The 18,569-nt window shown below is 66.5% G+C and carries 16 protein-coding genes and 1 pseudogene; 6 read left to right on the top strand and 11 right to left on the bottom strand.

Features of this window, described 5'->3' with window-relative positions; all coding sequences use genetic code 11:
* Positions 1–101: 101 nt before the first annotated feature.
* Entirely contained in the window at positions 102–1,319 is a 1,218-nt protein-coding gene (locus tag ABIA30_RS13915; RefSeq protein ID WP_370066185.1) for an acyl-CoA dehydrogenase family protein, read from the top strand.
* Here the strand turns inward: ABIA30_RS13915 and ABIA30_RS13910 are convergent.
* Genes ABIA30_RS13910 through ABIA30_RS13900 form a run of 3 tightly spaced genes read right to left on the bottom strand, consistent with a single transcriptional unit; the run spans position 1,316 to position 6,604 of the window.
* The gene (locus ABIA30_RS13910; RefSeq protein WP_370066183.1) at positions 1,316–2,821 is read right to left on the bottom strand and encodes a GMC family oxidoreductase; all 1,506 of its coding nucleotides are present in this window, start codon (positions 2,819–2,821) and stop codon (positions 1,316–1,318) included. The two genes, ABIA30_RS13915 and ABIA30_RS13910, sit on opposite strands and share 4 nt — an antisense overlap.
* 22 nt (positions 2,822–2,843) lie before the next feature.
* Complete coding sequence (locus tag ABIA30_RS13905) at positions 2,844–5,468, bottom strand: AAA family ATPase (protein WP_370066181.1); 2,625 nt, start codon at positions 5,466–5,468, stop codon at positions 2,844–2,846.
* Positions 5,465–6,604, bottom strand: coding sequence for an exonuclease SbcCD subunit D (locus ABIA30_RS13900; RefSeq protein ID WP_370066179.1), 1,140 nt, complete (start codon positions 6,602–6,604; stop codon positions 5,465–5,467). The genes ABIA30_RS13905 and ABIA30_RS13900 overlap by 4 nt, the downstream gene beginning before the upstream one ends.
* A gap of 106 nt (positions 6,605–6,710) precedes the next feature.
* Between ABIA30_RS13900 and ABIA30_RS13895 the strand changes: the two genes are divergently transcribed.
* Entirely contained in the window at positions 6,711–7,211 is a 501-nt protein-coding gene (locus tag ABIA30_RS13895; RefSeq protein WP_370066177.1) for a histidine phosphatase family protein, read from the top strand.
* Between the two features lie 4 nt (positions 7,212–7,215).
* On the opposite strand, the gene ABIA30_RS13890 is transcribed toward ABIA30_RS13895, so the two are convergent.
* The 3 genes from ABIA30_RS13890 to ABIA30_RS13880 are packed head-to-tail and all read right to left on the bottom strand — an operon-like array spanning position 7,216 to position 8,671.
* Positions 7,216–7,629 (bottom strand): DUF3887 domain-containing protein, encoded by a 414-nt coding sequence (locus ABIA30_RS13890; RefSeq protein ID WP_370066175.1) that lies wholly within the window; start codon positions 7,627–7,629, stop codon positions 7,216–7,218.
* A complete protein-coding gene (locus tag ABIA30_RS13885; RefSeq protein ID WP_370066173.1) occupies positions 7,626–8,162 on the bottom strand; it encodes a DUF3558 domain-containing protein in 537 nt (178 codons plus the stop codon). The genes ABIA30_RS13890 and ABIA30_RS13885 overlap by 4 nt, the downstream gene beginning before the upstream one ends.
* Positions 8,162–8,671, bottom strand: coding sequence for a DUF3558 domain-containing protein (locus ABIA30_RS13880; RefSeq protein ID WP_370066346.1), 510 nt, complete (start codon positions 8,669–8,671; stop codon positions 8,162–8,164). Before ABIA30_RS13880 ends, ABIA30_RS13885 begins: the two co-directional genes overlap by 1 nt.
* 147 nt (positions 8,672–8,818) lie before the next feature.
* Here ABIA30_RS13880 and ABIA30_RS13875 point away from each other — a divergent pair, with 147 nt between their 5' ends.
* Together ABIA30_RS13875 and ABIA30_RS13870 are read left to right on the top strand one after the other, a co-directional pair.
* On the top strand, positions 8,819–10,552 hold the full coding sequence (locus tag ABIA30_RS13875; RefSeq protein WP_370066171.1) for an ABC transporter ATP-binding protein: 1,734 nt from the start codon (positions 8,819–8,821) through the stop codon (positions 10,550–10,552).
* 100 nt (positions 10,553–10,652) lie between these two features.
* Positions 10,653–12,521: an ABC transporter ATP-binding protein gene (locus ABIA30_RS13870; RefSeq protein WP_370066344.1), complete on the top strand. Its 1,869-nt coding sequence runs from the start codon at positions 10,653–10,655 to the stop codon at positions 12,519–12,521.
* A 23-nt stretch (positions 12,522–12,544) separates the two neighbouring features.
* On the opposite strand, the pseudogene ABIA30_RS13865 reads toward ABIA30_RS13870, so the two are convergent.
* From ABIA30_RS13865 to ABIA30_RS13850, 4 genes and pseudogenes are all read right to left on the bottom strand, one after another.
* A pseudogene (locus tag ABIA30_RS13865) lies at positions 12,545–13,851 on the bottom strand (DUF222 domain-containing protein).
* A gap of 122 nt (positions 13,852–13,973) precedes the next feature.
* Entirely contained in the window at positions 13,974–14,447 is a 474-nt protein-coding gene (locus tag ABIA30_RS13860; RefSeq protein ID WP_370066169.1) for a hypothetical protein, read from the bottom strand.
* 65 nt (positions 14,448–14,512) lie between these two features.
* Positions 14,513–15,064 (bottom strand): hypothetical protein, encoded by a 552-nt coding sequence (locus ABIA30_RS13855; RefSeq protein ID WP_370066168.1) that lies wholly within the window; start codon positions 15,062–15,064, stop codon positions 14,513–14,515.
* A gap of 67 nt (positions 15,065–15,131) precedes the next feature.
* Positions 15,132–15,335: a hypothetical protein gene (locus ABIA30_RS13850; protein ID WP_370066166.1), complete on the bottom strand. Its 204-nt coding sequence runs from the start codon at positions 15,333–15,335 to the stop codon at positions 15,132–15,134.
* A gap of 79 nt (positions 15,336–15,414) precedes the next feature.
* Here ABIA30_RS13850 and ABIA30_RS13845 point away from each other — a divergent pair, with 79 nt between their 5' ends.
* Positions 15,415–15,618 carry a cation transporter gene (locus tag ABIA30_RS13845; protein WP_370066164.1) on the top strand — a complete coding sequence of 68 codons (204 nt, stop codon included), beginning with the start codon at positions 15,415–15,417 and terminating at the stop codon, positions 15,616–15,618.
* A complete protein-coding gene (locus ABIA30_RS13840; RefSeq protein WP_370066162.1) occupies positions 15,615–17,744 on the top strand; it encodes a heavy metal translocating P-type ATPase in 2,130 nt (709 codons plus the stop codon). Before ABIA30_RS13845 ends, ABIA30_RS13840 begins: the two co-directional genes overlap by 4 nt.
* On the opposite strand, the gene ABIA30_RS13835 is transcribed toward ABIA30_RS13840, so the two are convergent.
* Positions 17,745–18,545, bottom strand: coding sequence for a family 16 glycosylhydrolase (locus tag ABIA30_RS13835; RefSeq protein ID WP_370066160.1), 801 nt, complete (start codon positions 18,543–18,545; stop codon positions 17,745–17,747).
* Between the last annotated feature and the right edge of the window lie 24 nt (positions 18,546–18,569).

The raw sequence follows: 18,569 nt of genomic DNA, 5'->3' as shown, positions 1-18,569 counted from the left end.
GGCGACCATTGTGCGCTCGGCAGCTGTGTGCCAGATGAGACCTTAGGTTCGGGACGATCCTAAGCCGTGCCCGGGCGCCGACCGGTCCGTACAACTGGGACATGACCACAGTGGAGAGGCCGATCACCGTCCATCCCGGCTCACCTCAATGGGCTGAGCTGCTGGGCCGGATCAGGATCGGCGCAAAAGACCGAGACCTCAACGACGAGAACCCATTTGACCAGGTAGCCCAGCTCAAGCGAGCGGGTTTCGGCGGACTCCGCCTGCCTGTCGAGCTAGGCGGCGCGGGACTGACTGTGCCGCAACTATATTCCGCAGTGATCGACGTCGCACGCGCTGATCCCGTTGTCGCCCACATCTTCCGAACGCATTTCTGGTTCGTCGAGGAACGACTGCGGTCAGCCGGCGACCAGGCGTCGGTGACCTGGCTGAACAAGGTGGCCGACGGCCGGATCTTCGGCAATGCGTTCAGCGAGAAAGGCCCGCTGGCGGTGGGCAGCCTGGTGTTCAACACCCGGCTGCGGCCCGCCCACGACGGAGGCTTCACGCTCACCGGCGAGAAGTTCTACAGCACCGGCACGCTGTTCTCGGACTATCTGACCGTCACCGCCACCACCGATCACGACTCGGTGGCCACCGTGGTGGTCCCGGCCGACCGGGCCGGGGTCGAATTGATCGACGACTGGGACGGCTTCGGCCAGCGCAGGACCGGCACCGGCACCACCAGGTTCACGAGTGTGACGGTGCTCCCCGAAGAACTGCTGACCGACACCGGCTATGACACCGCCCCAGAGCCGACCGTGCAATATGCGGCGCTGCAGTTGTTCATCCACGCCGTGGTGGCCGGGATCCTGGAGAACATCGTCGACGACGGAATCGAGCTATTGCGTTCCCGGCAGCGCAGTTTCAGCCACGCAGTCACCGAGCGCCCGGTGGACGACCCGCTGCTGCAGCGTCAGCTCGGTGAGCTCGCGGCTACCGCGTATATCGCCCGGGCCTCCGTGCTGGAAGCGGCCGACGCCATCGGGGCCGCTCTGGATTCAGCCGGGGCGGACGGCGTGCCAGATGCCGCCCTGGCCACCACGGCGCAGTTGGCCGCGGCCAAGGTCAAGGTGCATCTCGATGACGTCGCGCCCGAGGCCGCCACCCGGCTGTTGGAGCTCGGCGGTGCCTCAGCTGCCAGCCGGCAGCGCAACCTGGACCGGCACTGGCGCAACATCCGCACCATCACGTTACACAATCCAGTGGGCCTCAAGGCGCGGGTGATCGGCCAGAATCTGTTGCACGGCACTGCGATTCCCGCCAACGCCTATTTCTAGGAGGTCAGCAGGTCGGCGGCTTTCTCCCCGATCAACACACTCGGGGCGTGGGTGTGGCCGCGGATGATGGTCGGCATCACCGACGCATCGGCGATCCGCAGTCCATCGACCCCGCGCACCCGCAGTTGCGGGTCCACCACACTGGCCTCGTCACTGCCCATCCGGCAGGTGGTGGTCGGGTGGTACAGCGTGTGTGACGTGGTGGCAAGCGCCTTTTCGAGTACCTGTTCGTCCAGCTCACCTGCTCCCAGTGGCCGCACGACGCCGCCCAGCAGCCCCTGCAACGCCGGAGCCTTGGCGATCTCTGCGGTCATCCGCAGTCCAGCCATCACCGCGGCCCGGTCGGCTCCCGCCGGGTCGGACAGGTAACGCGGGTCGATGATCGGCTTGGCCAGCGGATCGGCCGAGGCCAACCGGATGCTGCCGGAGCTCTTCGGCTTGAGCAGGATCGGCCCCATCGCGATGGCCGGCTTCTGGTACGGCTCGCCGATGCCCTCGTCGAAGAACGGAGCCGGCGCGAAGATCAGCTCGACATCAGGCTGCTCCAGATCCGGATTGCTGCGCACAAAGCCATATGCCTCACCCACATTCGAGGTGAGCATCCCGCGGCGCCGGGTCAGGTAGTTCACCAACTCGGCCGGCTTCTCGGCATCGGTGAGGGTTTGGCAGTTGGCGTCGAAACCGAGTAGCACCAACAGATGATCCAGCAGGTTCTCGCCCACCTCGGGAGCGTCGTAGACCACATCGATCCCGTGCTCGGCGAGATGCTCGCGTGGCCCGATCCCGGACAGCATGAGCAACTGCGGCGTGTTGATCGCCCCGCCGCACAGAATCACTTCACGCCGGGCTCGCACCACGTGGTTGCGGCCGTGGCACTGGTATTCCACCCCGACGGCGCGGCCGTCCTCGACCAGCACCTTGGTGGCAGTCGCCCCGGTGCGCAGATGGATGTTGTTGCGCAGCAACGCCGGACGCAAGTACGCATCGGCGGTACTCCACCGTGCCCCGCGCCGCTGGCATACCCGGGTCTCGACGAATCCGTCGTGGCCACACTCTTCGGCAGCCTGCAGCCACGCGCCGGTGATGCTGCGCGGGCTGCGCTGCGCCTGCAGCGACAGCGGTCCGCCCTCGATGCGGTCGAAATACTTCTCGACGCCGGCGTACGACCAGTCCTCGCCGGCGAGCTCACCCCACTCGTCATAGTCGGCCGGGAATCCCGGCACCCACATCATGGCGTTCATTGATGACGACCCGCCCAGGGTCTTACCGCGTGGCCAGAAGATCTGTCGCCCAGCGAGTTCGGCCTGCGGCTCGGTCAGGTAGTCCCAGTCGTACTCGGTACGAAACAGTTTGGCGAATGCCGCTGGGATGCGGATGAACTGGTTGGTGTCGGCAAGTCCCGCCTCCAGCACCGCAACCTGAGTGCCGAGGTTCGCGCTCAGACGGTTGGCCAACACCGAACCGGCCGAGCCGGTCCCCACCACGATGTAGTCAACGATCACCGCCGCAGTGTGTCACGAACCGTCAGGCGATGAGCTCGATTCGCGTGGCATCCCCGACGCTGGCGTACCGGTCCGGGCTGCAGGTCAGGACGATCACCTGGCCATCGCCACCGACCGCGTCGAAAACCTCGCCCATCTTGGCCAGTCGCCCGGCGTCGGTGAAACCCAATGCATCGTCGATGATCACCGGGACGCTGTCTTCCTTGGCGACCAGCGCCGCACCGGCCAGTCTGGCCACGATGCCCAGTTGCTCCTTGGCACCTCCGGACAACGACTCGTAGGGCACGGTGCGGCCCTCGACGGTGCGGCTGCAGATCCGCAGGTCACTGTCGACTGCCACCTCGAGGGTCTCGCCGAACACGATGCGGCCCAACCGTTCCACTTCCTTGCGGAACGGTTCGACGTAGCGCTGGCGGGCCTGGTCCCGGTGCCGACCCATCACGGTGCGCAGCAGTTCGGCGGCCCGAGCCCGGCGACCGACCCCGGCATGTTCGGACTCGGCGTGCCGCAGCTCGGCCAGGGCCGCATCCAGTCGACTCTGCCGCCCCTGGGTGCCGTACACCTTCAATTGTGCAGTCACATCCCGCAATCGCCCGTCGACGTCCTGGTGACGGGCGGTCAGCAGATCGGCGTGTGCGCTGGCCGCGGCCAGCTCGACCGCCACCGATTCCGGTTCGGCGGCTGCCAACGTCGCGGCAAGTTCCTGCTCCCGCGCAGACGCGGTGACCGCGTCTGCGCTGAGGGTCTGAGCCTTCGCCGCGAGCGCCGCGTCATCCTCGTGCTCGCGCTGCCGGGCGAGCCGGGCAGTCGCATCGGTGAGCGCACTGCTCGCCGAATCCAGTGCGGCGCGGTCCACAGTCGCTGCTGTCAGCGCCGCAGCCACTGCTGCCGCAGCGGCGCCGGCACCGTCCCTACGGTCCTCGTATTCGCTTGTCGCGCTGCGTAGCTCGACGTCAGCGAGTTCCAGTTCGGCGCGCGCCAGATCAGGGTCCACGGGTTCCGCGTCGGCCACTTGCACCCGCAACCGCTCCAGCCGGGAAGTCAGCGATTCGACGGAGTCGGCACCCAGCAGTGTCTGCCATTTGACGTCCAGCCGATCCCGCTGGGACTCGAGCTCACGCCGCCGCGCATCGTGCTCCCGAGCAGTGTCCGCATCGGCCAGACCGAACGGCTGCAGTAGCGCCACCAGTGCGTCGCGGGCCGCGACGAGCGCGGCGCCGGTTTCAGCCGCGGGCGTGCCGGGCAGGACCCGCACGGTCAACAGACCCGGAACCTCGATCTCGGTCTGTCCACCGATGCCCGCGGACCAGGGTGAGCCGGCGGTCAGCGCCACCTCGCTACCGGCGACCCTGACCTCGACGTCGGCAGCGGCAACCAATTCGATTCGCGCCGAGGCGATTTCGGCGGCGGTTGCGGCGCGGTCCACGGCAACCTCAGCACGCTCGATGTCCTTCATCGCGGCGGCTGTCACCGTGATCGCGCCAAGTTGAACGCGGACGTGCGTCAGATCCGATTCCACGCCCCGGAGCTGATCCAGTTGCACGGAGAGGCGATCAATTTCGGCTCGCCGAGCCAGCTGGTCGACGGTACGACGCGCGGTGTCGGCACGGATTCTACTGGCTTCCAACATGGTTCGTGCCGCGGTCACGGCACCATCAGCGGCCAGTTGGGCCGCCACGGCCACCTCGTGCTGCTGCGCCGACCGGGTCGCCGCGGTGCTCAGATCGCCGATGGCGGCCGACCTCTGCTCCACCTCGGCCTGAAACCGACGCCGTTCGGCCAAGGCCGACCGAGCCGCGGCCGACGTGGCGGCTGCCGCCTGCGCCTGAACCCGGGCCTGCCCCAACTGGTCGCGTACCTGATCGACCGCCCCGGCGGCTGCGCGAGCGCGCGTCAATCGCAGACCGGATTCCGCCAATTGATCAGTGGCCGTGGCCAATTCGATGGCCAGTTCGCCGTGCCGCTGCACCGCGTCGTCGACCTCCGCGACCGCACTGGCGCACGCGTCCGATTCGGCCTGGGCGGCCTTCAATTCCTTGATGGCTGCTGCCCACACACCGGTCGGCCGGCCGGTGCCGGTGAAGTACGTGCTGAATTCCGAGTCGATGCGATCGACCAGCAGCGGCTCGTTCCCGGAGAGGGCCCCGTCCATGGCTCCGGCCTGCCCGGCCGCGACGTCGAGCGCTCGGGCCAGTGCGTCACAGCCGGCCAGGTCGACCGCAATGGTGGCCGCGGACTGCAGAATCCGCTGCGCCTTCCACAACTCGGTATCGACGGTCTCGGCCAGCATGGCCTGCACCCGGTCATGCGCTTCACCACCGGTCAACTGCTCGCGCCGCGGCGCCAGGACGGTCAGCCGAGTCTCGGCGCGTTTGTGAAACCGTTTGTAGTATTCGAATCGGTAAGGACCAGTAGAGATTTCGGCCATGACTTCGGCGCCGACATCCGCGTGGGTGGGCTTGACCTGCTTGACGTCCTTCTTGGCGGAGTTGTCCTTGGCCTCCAACAGCAGATCCAGCGCCTCGATCATCGAGGACTTGCCGATCTCGTTGGCCCCGGCCACCACGACGACGCCGCGATCGGGAAAGTCGATCTCGCGGTGAGTGATTCCGCGGTAGTTGGTCAGGACCATCCGATGTAGTTTCATGCTGCACTGCCCCGATCCACCAGCCGCAGCAGCAGAGCCAGCGCAGCCCGGGCATCGTCGGCGCCGTCCCCGTCTGCGCGGGCGGTGCCGACCAGCTCGTCGACCGCGGCGGCGGCGAACCCACCGATCCCCAGATCATCGAACTCGCCGTCGGCCGGCAGCACCGCCAGGTCGGTGTGCCGGTCCCACGTTGTCAGAGCGGCGAACAACCGGGAGTAGCGGTCCAGGCAGGTATCCAGGACCGCCTTGTCGGTGATGGTCAGCGAGCCGGTGAGCGCGAGCCGAACCACGGTGCGTTCCTTGTCCGGCAGGCCGTCCAGATTCAGATCCAAATCGGCGATGTCGCGATCGGTGTCCACCGCGCGCCGCAGCGTGACGAACCGCCAGCGGCCCACCCGGCGGGCATTCACCGTGACCGAGCGGTCCTCATCATCGATGTCCACCACCAGCACATGGCCGGAGTCTGGTTCGATGTCGTCGTAGTTGGTGACCTCCGGCGCGCCCGAGTACCAGATGCGTCCGGTGGACCCGACGTCCGTGCGAGAGTGCTTGTCCCCCAATGCCACATAGTGAACCGCGTCGCGGGACACCGCGGCCTCAACGGTATCCAGCCGGATCAGGGAAGCCTTGGTCGGATCAGGGTCGAGTGCGTCGATGCCGCCGTGGCCGACCACGATCCGGGTCACCCCGTCAGCCGACAGCTTGGCGACCGCGTCACCGGTGAGGTCGGTCGTGGGGTTCTTGGACCGCCAGGGGGCACCGACGATCTGGACCCCGCTACGCAGTTCGTGCACGCCGTCGAGCACCGCGACGTTGGCGGGGCATTCGGCGGCGAACAAGGCACTGGTGTACACGGAGGACGGGTCCAGGGGGTCATGGTTGCCCGGCAACAGGAACACCGGGACCTTGATGGCCCGCAGCGCCTCCAGCGACAGGCTGATCTCGCGCGGATCGAGCTGGTTGTGCTCGAACACGTCGCCGGCCACCACGACGAACTCGGCCCCGACCTCGGCGCACATCGCCCCGAGCCGGACCACCGCTTCCCGGCGTGCGGCCGAATACCTCGGCTGGGCCTCGCCATTGAGAAAGTGCCGGGTCATGCCGAGCTGCCAGTCGGCGGTGTGCACGAAACGCATCTCGGCGTCCCCTTTCTCGTTTCTCGCGATGTTTCCGGTGTTGATCAACCGGGCATGGCGAGTGTAAAACCGGACACCGACAACATCGGGGATCTACGGTGGGCGGGTGACGGGAACCCGAACGCTGATCCTGCTGCGGCACGCCAAGTCGGACTACCCCGACGGGGTCGCCGACCATGAACGGCCACTGGCCAAGCGCGGCATCCGGGAAGGCGCGCTGGCCGGCGACTGGATCAGGGCGACCCAGCCGCCGGTGGACGCAGTGCTGTGTTCGACGGCCACCCGGACCCGCCAAACGCTGGCGCGGACCGCGATCACCGCGCCGGTCACGTACGTCGACCGCCTGTATGACGCCACAGTGGGCATCGCGATCGGCGTCATCAACGAGCTCGGCGGTCAGGCCGACACGCTCTTGCTGATCGGCCACGAGCCGGTGATGTCGTCTCTGGCCTTGGGACTCGCGGGGCCGGGGAGCAGTCAGGCCGCCGCCGAGGAGATCGTCGTCAAGTACCCGACGTCGGCGCTCGCGGTGTTGCAGACAACGCAGCCGTGGGACCGGCTCGAGCTGCGAGGCGCAGCGCTACAGACCTTCCACGTGCCTCGGTAGCCGATCAGGGAATCGGCACCCCGGCCTTCAGGAAGTACAGACCGGCGATGGTGCCGTCGCCGTGAAACTTCAGCCGGAATTCTCCGGGCTGTTTGGCCATGTCCAGCGGCACGCTCACCACGGTCAGGTCCCCGCGTGGCACCTGTTGCGGGTCATCGTGCGACTGGTACAGACCGAACACTTCCTGGTAGGTCGTCCACGCTGACCCGAGTGCCTGCGGTGTCAGGCGCTTTCGCATGGTGGGGTCGAAGTCCGCCGTCACGGCGGCGTAATTCCCAGCCACCACCGCGTCCAGCAACTGAGCGGCGCGGTCCGTCGGGGCCAGGGGCGGCTGCGGCTGCGGCGGCTGTGCCGAGGCGGTCCCGGCCAGCGACATCAGGGCGCACAGCGCCAACAACGCGGCCGCGAGCCGCCTCATGAGTTGGTGGCCAACGTCAGCTCCATCAACTTGCTGGCCATGGTGCACGCGTCGATACCCGGCGCCTGCGGATTGACCCACCAACCGACCACACCGCCGGCATCGCTGGCGACGCCACACGAGCCGTTTGGGTCGTTCGGATGCATGATGATGGACTTGACCCCGGCGATCGACTTGTTGTCGATCTTGTAGTTGAGGTGCTGGGCCACCTGGGTTTCCTCATCCAGGCTGCCCTTCTCGAACCAGAATCGGGTGATGTCGATCAGCCCGCTCGGGTTGAGCGCCTGCCACCGGCACACTGCACCGACGAACGTGCTCTGGATGTCCAACGGATCGGCACCGACGGTCTTGGCCAACACGTCGTTGGTCAGCACATCGCACTCTTTGAGCAGGTTCGGATAGGTCTTCGCCGAATCCTGCCCGCCGCTGGAGTCACCGGCGCCTTCCTTCATCGCGGTGCCGCTGACCGAATTCGCACAACCGGCCGTCATGGTCACCGCCGCCACCAACACCAGGGCCCGCTTCAGGGACATCATTTCGCGTTCGCAATCGTCTGTCGGGCCAATTCCTTCGCGATGTCGCACGGGTCGGGATACGGCTTGTCGGCGAAGCTGATCGACCATTCGAAGAAGTCATCATCGAACTGGATGCCCACCTCACAGAGGCTGTTACCCAGCGTCGGGTCCGCGCCCTGCGCGATGAAACCACTGTGCCCGCCGATGTTGATGTCGTTGACATTGGCCCGCGACAGCTCTTCGGTCTTGCGCTCGCGGCCGATCGGGCTGCCGCGGTACCAGGTGAAGGAGAAGTGCGGTCCCAGGATTCCGCCGCCGGCCAGCCACTGGCAGCCCACGGAATTGCGCGCGGTGTTGACCAGTCCGGTGACCCGGGTCTGCTGCGCGACGGTCTGGTCGGTGACGCCGCCACATTCGGGGAACATCGGGCCGTGCTTGGCCGCTGCCGCAGTGGTGGGGCCCGACGGGTCCGAGGACGAGCCACTTGAATTGTGCGAGTCCGAGCAGGCGGAAACCAGTGGAATCATCGCGGCCACAACCACAGTCGCGGATGCGGTCAGCACCTGTCGGGGAGTCACGCCTTGCACTGTAGCGGCAGGGCCGCATAGCAACCACCGACATGCCGATTGACCTGGTCTTTCCCTGCCCGTTCACCGGTGTGCCACAGTTACCGCATGCTCTGGGGCTTGCTGCGGCGGTTCACCAGGCCCTATCGCGGGCCGCTGACAGTGGTCGCGACGCTGCAACTGATCAGCACCCTGGCCTCGCTGTATCTGCCCACACTGAACGCCCGCATCATCGATCAGGGTGTCGCCCGGGGGGACACCGCCGTGATCGGGCGCCTGGGCGGTGGGATGCTCGGTTTCAGCGCGCTGCAGGTGCTGTGTTCGATCGGCGCGGTGTACTTCGGTTCCCGCGCCGGCATGGGTTTCGGCCGGGACCTGCGCGCGGCGGTGTTCCGGCAGGTGCTCGGCTGGTCCAATTCCGAGGCCGTGCGGTTCGGCGCGCCGACCCTGATGACCCGCACCACCAACGACGTCCAACAGATTCAGGTGCTGGTGCAGATGACCTGCACGATGCTGATCACCGCGCCGATCATGTGCGTCGGCGGTATCGCCATGGCGATCCACCAGAATGCGGGACTGTCCTGGCTGTTGGTGGTCAGCGTGCCGGTGCTCGGCGTGTGCAACTACTGGATCATCTCGCGGCTGTTGCCGCTGTTCCGCAGCATGCAGCGGTTGATCGACAACATCAACCGCGTGATGCGCGAGCAGCTCACCGGTATCCGCGTGATCCGGGCGTTCTCCAGGGAAGACGCCGAACGCGACCGGTTCGCCGCCGCCAATCACGAGCTGGCAGACACCGCGCTCACCGTGGGGCGCTGGCAGGCGTTCATGCTGCCGGTGACCACGCTGGTGGTGAACCTGTCCAGCGTGGCGGTGATCTGGTTCGGCGGCATGCGGATCGACAGCGGTCAGATGCAGGTCGGCTCACTGATCGCGTTCCTGTCCTACTTCATGCAGATCTTGATGGCCGTGTTGATGGTGACGATCGTGCTGGTGATCCTGCCGCGGGCGTCGGTGTGCGCCGAGCGGATCACCGCCGTGCTGTCGACCGAGCCGTCCATCGTCGCGCCCGCACAACCGGAACGACCGGCCGTCGCGCGAGGCGAAATGCGAGTCGACGCCGCCACTTTCGGATATCCGGGCGCGGACAGCCCAGTGCTGCACGGGGTTTCACTGACCGCCCGACCGGGCACCGTCACCGCCGTGGTGGGGTCCACCGGTTCGGGCAAGTCGACCCTGCTGTCGCTGCTGTGCCGGCTCTACGACGTGACCGGAGGCGCAGTGCTGGTCGACGGCGTCGATGTACGCGACTACGACCCAGAAGACCTCTGGTCGGCGATCGGGCTGGTGCCGCAGCGCGGACATCTGTTCTCCGGCACCGTCGCGGAGAACCTCCGGTATGGCAAGGCCGACGCCACCGAGGACGAGATGTGGTCCGCATTGGCGGTGGCATCGGCCGATTTCGTGGCGGCGCACCCCGAGGGCTTGGCGATGCCCGTCGCCCAGGGCGGCATGAACTTCTCCGGCGGGCAGCGCCAGCGGCTGGCCATCGCGCGTGCGGTGATCCGCCGGCCGGCCGTGTACCTGTTCGACGACGCCTTCTCCGCCCTGGATGTGCACACCGACGCCCGGGTCCGTTCGGCGCTGGCTCAGGTGGCCGCCGAAGCCACGGTGATCATTGTCTCGCAACGCATTTCGACGGTTACGACGGCCGACCAGATCGTCGTGCTCGACGGCGGCCAGGTGGTCGGTGTGGGTACCCACTCGGACTTGCTCGACTCTTGCCCGGTGTACCGCGAGTTCGCCGACTCGCAGGCCATCGTCGCCGGAGGCGTCTCATGATGCATCGTCGCCGGAGGCGTCTCATGATGCACGGTCGCCGGAGACGACTCATTACACAGGCCGACGGAGTGCACGCGTGACGCGGCCCCCGTCGGCCGCCATGCTGGCCGATACCGGGCGGTCCGAGGACTTCCGCGGCTCGGTACTGCGTCTGGTGAAACGGCTGTTGCCGCAACGCGGTCGGGTCGTCCTGGTGATGCTGCTCGGGATCGGCGGGATCGCCGTCGGGGTGATCGGCCCACGCATCCTGGGGCATGCCACCGACCTGTTGTTCGCCGGTGTGCTGGGTCGCGGTCTGCCTGCCGGGACCAGTCATGAGCAGGCCGTGGCCACCGCACGGGCCCACGGCGACAACACTTTTGCCGATCTGCTGGCCAGGTCGCACGCGGTACCCGGCCAGGGGGTGGACTTCGCTGCGGTCGGGCATGTGTTGTGCCTGGCCTTGCTGCTGTATCTGGTTTCGGCGCTGATGGTCTTTGCCGAAGCCCGACTGCTCAACACCATCGTGCAGCGGACCATGATCGGGCTGCGCGCTGACGTCGAGGACAAGATTCACCGATTACCCCTGTCCTACTTCGATTCCCGGCAGCGGGGCGAAGTGCTCAGCCGGGTCACCAACGACATCGACAACATCCAGACCTCGCTGTCGATCACTGTCAGCCAGCTGCTGACCTCGGCGCTGTCCGTGCTGGCCGTGTTCGCCGCGATGTTGTGGATCTCACCGCTGCTGGCAGGGATCACGCTGCTGACGGTGCCGTTGACGCTGCTGGCCACGCGGGTCATCACCAAACGGTCGCGGCAGCAGTTCCTGGCACAGTGGCGCAACACCGGCCGGCTCAACGCACACATCGAGGAGACCTACAGCGGCTTCACCGTGGTGAAGACCTTCGGACACCGGGCACTGGCCGAAGCGAAGTTCCGTGAGCTGAACAACGATGTGTACCAAGCGAGTTTCGGCGCGCAGTCACTGTCCGGGTTGGTCGCACCGATCACCACATTCGTCGGGAACATCAGCTATGTGGCCGTCGCGGTGGTCGGCGGCATCCAGGTCGCCACCGGGCAGATCAGCCTGGGCAGCATTCAGGCGTTCATCCAATACGTGCGGCAGTTCAACCAACCATTGACCCAGATCGCGTCGATGTACAACACACTGCAATCCGGGATTGCCAGCGCAGAGCGGGTTTTCGAGTTCCTCGACGCGGACGAGGAACCCGCGGGGCCGGCGCCCGGCCCGGCGCAGACATCGCGCGCCCCGGACCGGGTGGAGTTCGATCGGGTCAACTTCTCCTACCGGCCGGGCACCCCGGTGATCGAAGACCTGTCACTGGTCGCCGAGCCCGGCAGCACCGTGGCGATCGTCGGTCCGACCGGCGCAGGCAAGACCACCTTGGTGAATCTGCTGATGCGGTTCTACGAGCCTGACTCCGGCCGAATCCTGGTCGACGGTCAGGACATTGCGTCGATGAGCCGTCAGCATCTGCGGTCACGGATAGGGATGGTGCTGCAGGACACCTGGCTGTTGGGCGGGACCATCTACGACAACATCGCCTACGGCCGGCCGGACGCCACAGAGGCCGAGGTGATCGATGCCGCGCGGGCAGCGCGCGTCGATCATTTCGTGCATACGCTGCCCGGTGGCTATCAGACTCGGCTCAACGAGAACGGCGTGAACATCAGCGCCGGCGAGAAGCAGTTGATCACCATCGCCCGGGCACTGTTGCTCCGACCACGGCTGCTGATCCTGGACGAGGCGACCAGCTCGGTGGACAGCCGGACCGAGTTGCTGATCGCCCAGGCCACCGCGGAGCTGCGCCGCAACCGGACGAGTTTCATTATCGCGCACCGGCTTTCCACCATTCGGGACGCCGATCTGATCCTCGTGATGCAGGCCGGCCGGATCGTCGAGCGGGGTACGCACGCGGAGTTGCTGCAGCAACGCGGCGCCTATTGGGAGATGACGCAGGCCTGAACACGGCAGGAAGGTGCGCCGTATCAGCATGCAGGACTGTCCGTTTCGCCCTCTCCCTCACTCTCTGCCGGGTACAGCGTTGGGTGGTGGTACTGGTTGGTGCGGGGTTGGCCGACGTCGAGTAGTGGCGGTGGGGTCCAGTGGACTTTGCCGCTGGGGCCCATGGTGGTGGTCCAGCCGCCGGTGTCTTCGAGTCGGTTGTCGCAGCCGCAGGCCAGCCCCAGGCTGGTGATGTCGGTGGTGCCGCCGCGTTTCCACGGGGTCAGGTGGTGGGCCTGGCAGCGCGAGGCCGGGGCGGTGCAGCCCGGTCGGGTACAACCGCGGTCGCGCGCGAACATCATGATGCGTTGCCCGGCGCTGGCGCTGCGGCGGGTGCGACCTAAATAGAGCGGGATGTTGGTGTGTTTGTCGAAGACGGCGAGGTAGCAGTATGCGTTCGATGCCAGGCGGATCAGGTCGGGGATCGGCACCGTGGATCCAGTGTGAGTGACCGCCAGGCCGGCGCCGCCCGTCCCAGAGTCACGAAGGCGTCGTGGTTGCGTTGCGCAGGCGTGCGGGTATCGCCATCGACCTGGGTTTGGCTCGGGGTACCCGAGAGGCACGGTGTGGGGTCGTCGGGGTTGCACATGCCAGGAGCGGCGAGCTTGTCCATGACCGCGTCCCAGATGGCACGGGCCTCAGGGGTCAGCCGGCCCCGCATTTCAGACGTGCCGTCGGGATGTTGCTTGCTGACGTGGATGCCGCGGTGGCGTGCACGTTCAGCGTCATCGGGTTCGGGGCCGTCTTGGTCGAGCAGATACCGCAACCGCTCGGCCGCCTTACGGAGCTCTTCCGGCGTTTGATGGTGTGCCCCGGCGATCAAGTTCTGTTCGCACTGGGCATAGATTGCCACGTCGACCCACGCAGGCAGCGTGGCGAAAAAATGCTCGATCGCCTCGATGTGTTCAGCGTTGATGGCGCCGGCAGCCTGCGCCGCGGCGATCGACTCGCGCACTGGCGCCAACGCTTCCCCGGTCAGCGAGATACGGGGTCCGAGATTCTCCGCGTCGCGGACCCGGCGCCGGGCTTCGGTACCGCTGATCCGTAGCCGGATCCGCAGCACGTCAGCCCAGTTTTTCGCACCGATCTCCTTGGCAGTGATCTGGGTCTGCAGCGCGGCCAGGATCCGGTGGTCAACCGCGGCGCTCGCGCACGCTGCGCGTTCACGGCGGGACTGCAACTCGAACAATTCCGCCACCGAGAGTCCCGTGTAGTCCAGCGCGGCTATCCGACCAAGCACCTCGTCGAGGTCGGCGTAAGCCTCCTCGATCGCGTCGGAATCGATAACCATACTCGAACACTAGTTCGAACCACCGACAAGAAATGCGGCCAGTTGTGACACCAGTAATCCACTGTGACCAGCGAAAACAAAGTGGTCAGAGTTTTCCAAGCCATCTCGTCAACGAACCGACCTCAGGCCGCGAATGCAGCTGTCAGTTGGACGCGGATGACCGGATCGGACTCAAGACGATGGCGGAGTGCGCTCTCGAACTGCCACATGGACGCGAGGTCGTGGTCCAGACGGCAGTCCACCGCAGCGGCCACACCGGACGGCGGCGGACTGTCGGCAATATGGTCGGCAACGGGTTCGAGCAGTGCCCGCGGTGCCGCCAGGTAGTAACCCGGATTAGAACCGCCGACTTCGGCCGCGTACAGCAGGCCGTGCTCGGTGATGACAATGTGGGTGGCAGTCACCTGGACCAGGCCGTGGCCTTCCGCGGTACCCCATTCCGCCGCAGCCAACTGCCCCGCAATGACGTGCAGCCGCACATCGTCAGTCAGGAATCTCGTGAAATCGCCCGCCTCGATCACCCCGGCGGACGCGAGGTCAGTATCCAGGCTGCCGCACAACATTTCACCGAAGTAGTCGAACAACCGATCGCTCATGTCGCGCTCCCATCGGGCCGGTCCCTTGAGCCTGCACCCGCGTCATGGCGAAGGTCAATGGTTGCTCAGAGCTGAGGCCCTTCGGCGCGCAGGTCGTCGACGGCGGTCATGGCGTCCCGCAGTTTGGCCAGCCACTCGTCGGCGTGCTCGCCGACCAGACGCACAGACCAGGCCAGGGCATCGGAGCGCGACCGGGCCACCCCGGCGTCGACCAGAGTGTCGAGTACCTGGCGCTCCGGCTGCTTGAGCCGGGTCATCACCGGAACCGCCAAGTGGGTGAACAGAATCTGTTCGGACTCTCCGGTCGATACACCCCAGGCGACCTTGCGGCCATAGCGAGCCTCCGCCTCGTCGGCGATGCGCATGCGCTCGGACCGCGTCTCCTCCCGGAACCGAGCTGCCCGCCCCGACGCCCTGGCTTCGGTCTCGGGATTCTCCGGTTCGGGCAATCGCCCGATGACGGTGATCTCCTCGCGGTCCACGGTGACGCTCGGATCGCCGCTGAACCATTCTTCCGGCAGCCGACCGGCGAACCAGTCAGCGGCGTCGCCCGCATCGGGCTGTCCCGCTTGTTGCCAGCCGCCGCGGCGGTCGTGGCCATGATGATGTTGTCTCATGTTTACATGATTACACCGTTACATGACGGGTGGCACGGCCTTTCACCCGGGGCGAACAGGCGCCCGGTCAGCGCTTGAGCAGCAGCGCGGCGCCACCGGCAACCAGTAGCGCCACCAGCAGGAAAGCCGCCCAACCCGGGCCGATCAGCCACCACACGATGCCGATCACCAGGAGTCCCGGCGATGCCAGGAACAGCAGCATGCCCGGGTGCTCCTTCGCGACGGCGAGTGCACTCTTCGCGCGGATCGGGTCGATCTCCTTACGAGCCATGAATTCAGCATGTCACTCGACAGCAGACAGGGCCACACCCCTGGCTACCTATACCCCCTATGGGTATATAGTTGGCGGCATGACTGAGGTACTCGAAGTTCAAGGTATGTCCTGCGGCCACTGCGTCTCGGCCATCACCGCAGCCGTCGAGCCACTGGCCGGGGTCACCGCGGTCGAGGTGGACCTGAAGGCCGGCACCGTCCGCGTGGACGGCGAACCCGACCGGGCAACCGTTGCCGCCGCTATCGAGGACGCCGGATACGACGTCGTGCAATCGGCATGACCTCCTCGGTCACGCTGTCCGTCGGCGGCATGACGTGCGCGTCGTGCGCCGCCAGAATCGAGAAGCGGCTCAACAGGATTGACGGGGTTCACGCCAGCGTGAACTTCGCCACCGAGCAGGCCGCTGTCACGTTTCCGGGCAGCGTGACCACCGACGAACTGGTGGCCGCCGTCGCGGCCACCGGGTACACGGCCAGTGTTGACCGACCCGCCGAAGCCGGACCCTCATACCTGCCGCGACTGCTGGTCTCTTTGACGCTGACCCTGCCGGTGCTGGCGCTGTCGATGATCCCGGCCCTGCAGTTTCCCCATTGGCAGTCATGGGCTTTCGCACTCACCACGCCGGTGGTGACCTGGGGCGCCTGGCCGTTGCACCACGCCGCCTGGACCAATCTGAGACACCGCGCGGCCACCATGGACACCCTGGTGTCCATCGGCGTGCTGGCCTCCTACCTGTGGTCGGCCTGGATGCTGGGGGCTGGTCTGATTGCCGGCTCGGCCGGCACCGGCGAGCACCTCTACCTGGAAGTGGCCGGCACCGTCACCACCCTGATTCTGGCCGGCCGGTACTTCGAAACCCGGGCCAAACGCCAGTCCGGCGCGGCTCTGCGTGCACTACTAGACCTGGGCGCCAAAGAGGTGGCGGTACTGCGAGACGGCACCGAAATCCGGATTCCCATAGGACAATTGGCAGTCGACGACGTCTTCGTGGTTCGGCCCGGCGAGAAGATCGCCACCGACGGTGAGGTGATCGCGGGGCGCTCGGCGGTGGACGCTTCGATGTTGACCGGCGAATCGGTACCGGTTGATGTCGGTCCGGGCGATTCCGTTACCGGAGCCACAGTCAATGTCGGTGGCCGACTGCAGATCCGGGCCGCCAGGGTGGGCGCCGACACGCAACTTGCCCACATGGCCCGGCTCGTGGCCGACGCACAGAGCGGCAAGGCCGATGTTCAGCGCCTCGCCGACCGCGTCTCTGCGGTTTTCGTGCCGGTGGTCATCGGCCTGGCCACGCTGACGCTGCTCGGTTGGCTGTTGGCCGGCAGTCCGGCCAGCACCGCACTGACTGCGGCGGTGGCAGTGCTGATCATCGCCTGCCCATGCGCATTGGGCCTGGCCACGCCGACGGCGCTGTTGGTCGGCACCGGACGCGGCGCCCAGCTGGGGATCCTGATCAAGGGGCCGCAGGTGTTGGAGTCCACCCGCACGATCGACACCGTGGTCCTGGACAAGACCGGAACGGTCACCACAGGGCGGATGTCCGTGGTCGACGTGCATGCCCTGTCGGACAGCGCGTTACGCCTGGCCGGCGCACTCGAACACGCCTCGGAGCACCCGATCGCCCAAGCCATCGCGGCCCGCGCAGCCCAGGACGGCCCGCTGCCGACGGTCACCGAATTCGCCAACCACGATGGGCGCGGAGTCACCGGAATCGTTGAAGGTCAACAGGTTTCGGTGGGTAGGCAATCATGGCTCGGCGAGGGCAACAAGGACCTGCAGGATGCAGCTGCCGCGGCAGAAGCAGCCGGTCGCACCCCGGTGTGGGTAGCAGTCGATGGCGTGGTCGTCGCGGTGGTCGTGGTTGCCGACGCGGTGAAAGGCTCTGCCGCCGAAGCGATCACCGACCTGAAGAACCTCGGACTGACCCCGATCCTGCTATCCGGTGACAATGACCGCGCGGCGCGCGCGGTGGCGGCTCAAGTCGGAATCGACACCGTGATCGCCGAGGTGCTGCCCGCAGGCAAGGTCGACGAGGTCAAACGGCTGCAAGACGACGGCCGGGTGGTCGCGATGGTCGGCGACGGCGTGAATGACGCTGCTGCGCTGGCTCAGTCCGATCTGGGTCTGGCCATGGGCACCGGTACCGACGTGGCGATCGAGGCGTCCGACCTGACGCTGGTCAGTGGTGATCTGCGGGCCGTCGGTGACGCCATCAGACTGTCCCGGGCCACACTGAACACCATCAAGGGCAACCTGTTCTGGGCCTTCGCCTACAACATCGCCGCCATTCCGCTGGCCGCGTTCGGCTTGCTCAATCCGATGATCGCCAGTGCCGCAATGGCATTCAGCTCGGTGTTCGTGGTGAGCAACAGCCTGCGGCTGCGCCGTTTCCAGCCGTCTCGGTAACTACCAGACCTTGATCCAGTCGACCAGCATGTCGGCCGGATAGGTACCCGGGCCGGGATCGCCACCACCGGAACCCGCCACCGCCAGGTCGATGATCGGGAACAGGGTGTAGCCAGGGTCACTGAAGTGCCAGTCCGGCAGTGCTTTTGCCGGCACACTGAAGTATGGCTGGGCGCCATCGGTGTAGTCCTGCCAGAACCGGATGCCGGCGGTGTCCCATTGGCAACGCCAGGTGTGCCACCCGCTATCCGGTGAGATCGTCTGCGAAACATGTTCGCCGCCATTGAGTTTGGCATGCACTGCAGTGCCTGCCGCCCAGTGGCCGTTGCCGTACCACTCCATGATGTCGACCTCGCCGCCGACCACCGGATCGTTGTTGGCCAGGTACCAGGCCGGCCAGCAGCCCGGGGTCAGGCAGTTGAGCTTGATCCGGGCCTCCCACGTGGTGCCGATACCGCCGTGGAACGTTCCGAAGATCTTGCCGCTGTAGAAGGTGTTGCCGTCTTTGGCGGCCCGGATCACCAGATTCGATTTGCCGTCCAGGAACAGGTTCCGACGATCGTTGCGGTACTGGCCGACGTGCTCTGGCAGCTCCCAGTAGGTCGGGTCCTGCATCGATTCTCGGGCCGTGGCAATCTCCCACTTCGAGGTATCCGGCGAGGATCCGGCCGGTCCATCGAAATCATCGACAAAGAGGTACTTACCCGGCTTGTCGGCACGGGCCTCGGGAATTGGGAGCGCGGCTGCCAGCAGGCCCATCCCCGCCATCGACAGCATGCTGCGACGATCAATCTCAGGCATGAGTACCCATGAAAGCCGGGTGCC

Origin of the sequence: Mycobacterium sp. MAA66, from assembly GCF_041261665.1 — a bacterium.
In the GTDB taxonomy this organism is placed as follows: Bacteria; Actinomycetota; Actinomycetes; order Mycobacteriales; family Mycobacteriaceae; genus Mycobacterium.
The sequence above is the reverse complement of the archived record's forward strand: the minus strand, read 5'-3'. Positions and strand labels throughout refer to the sequence as shown.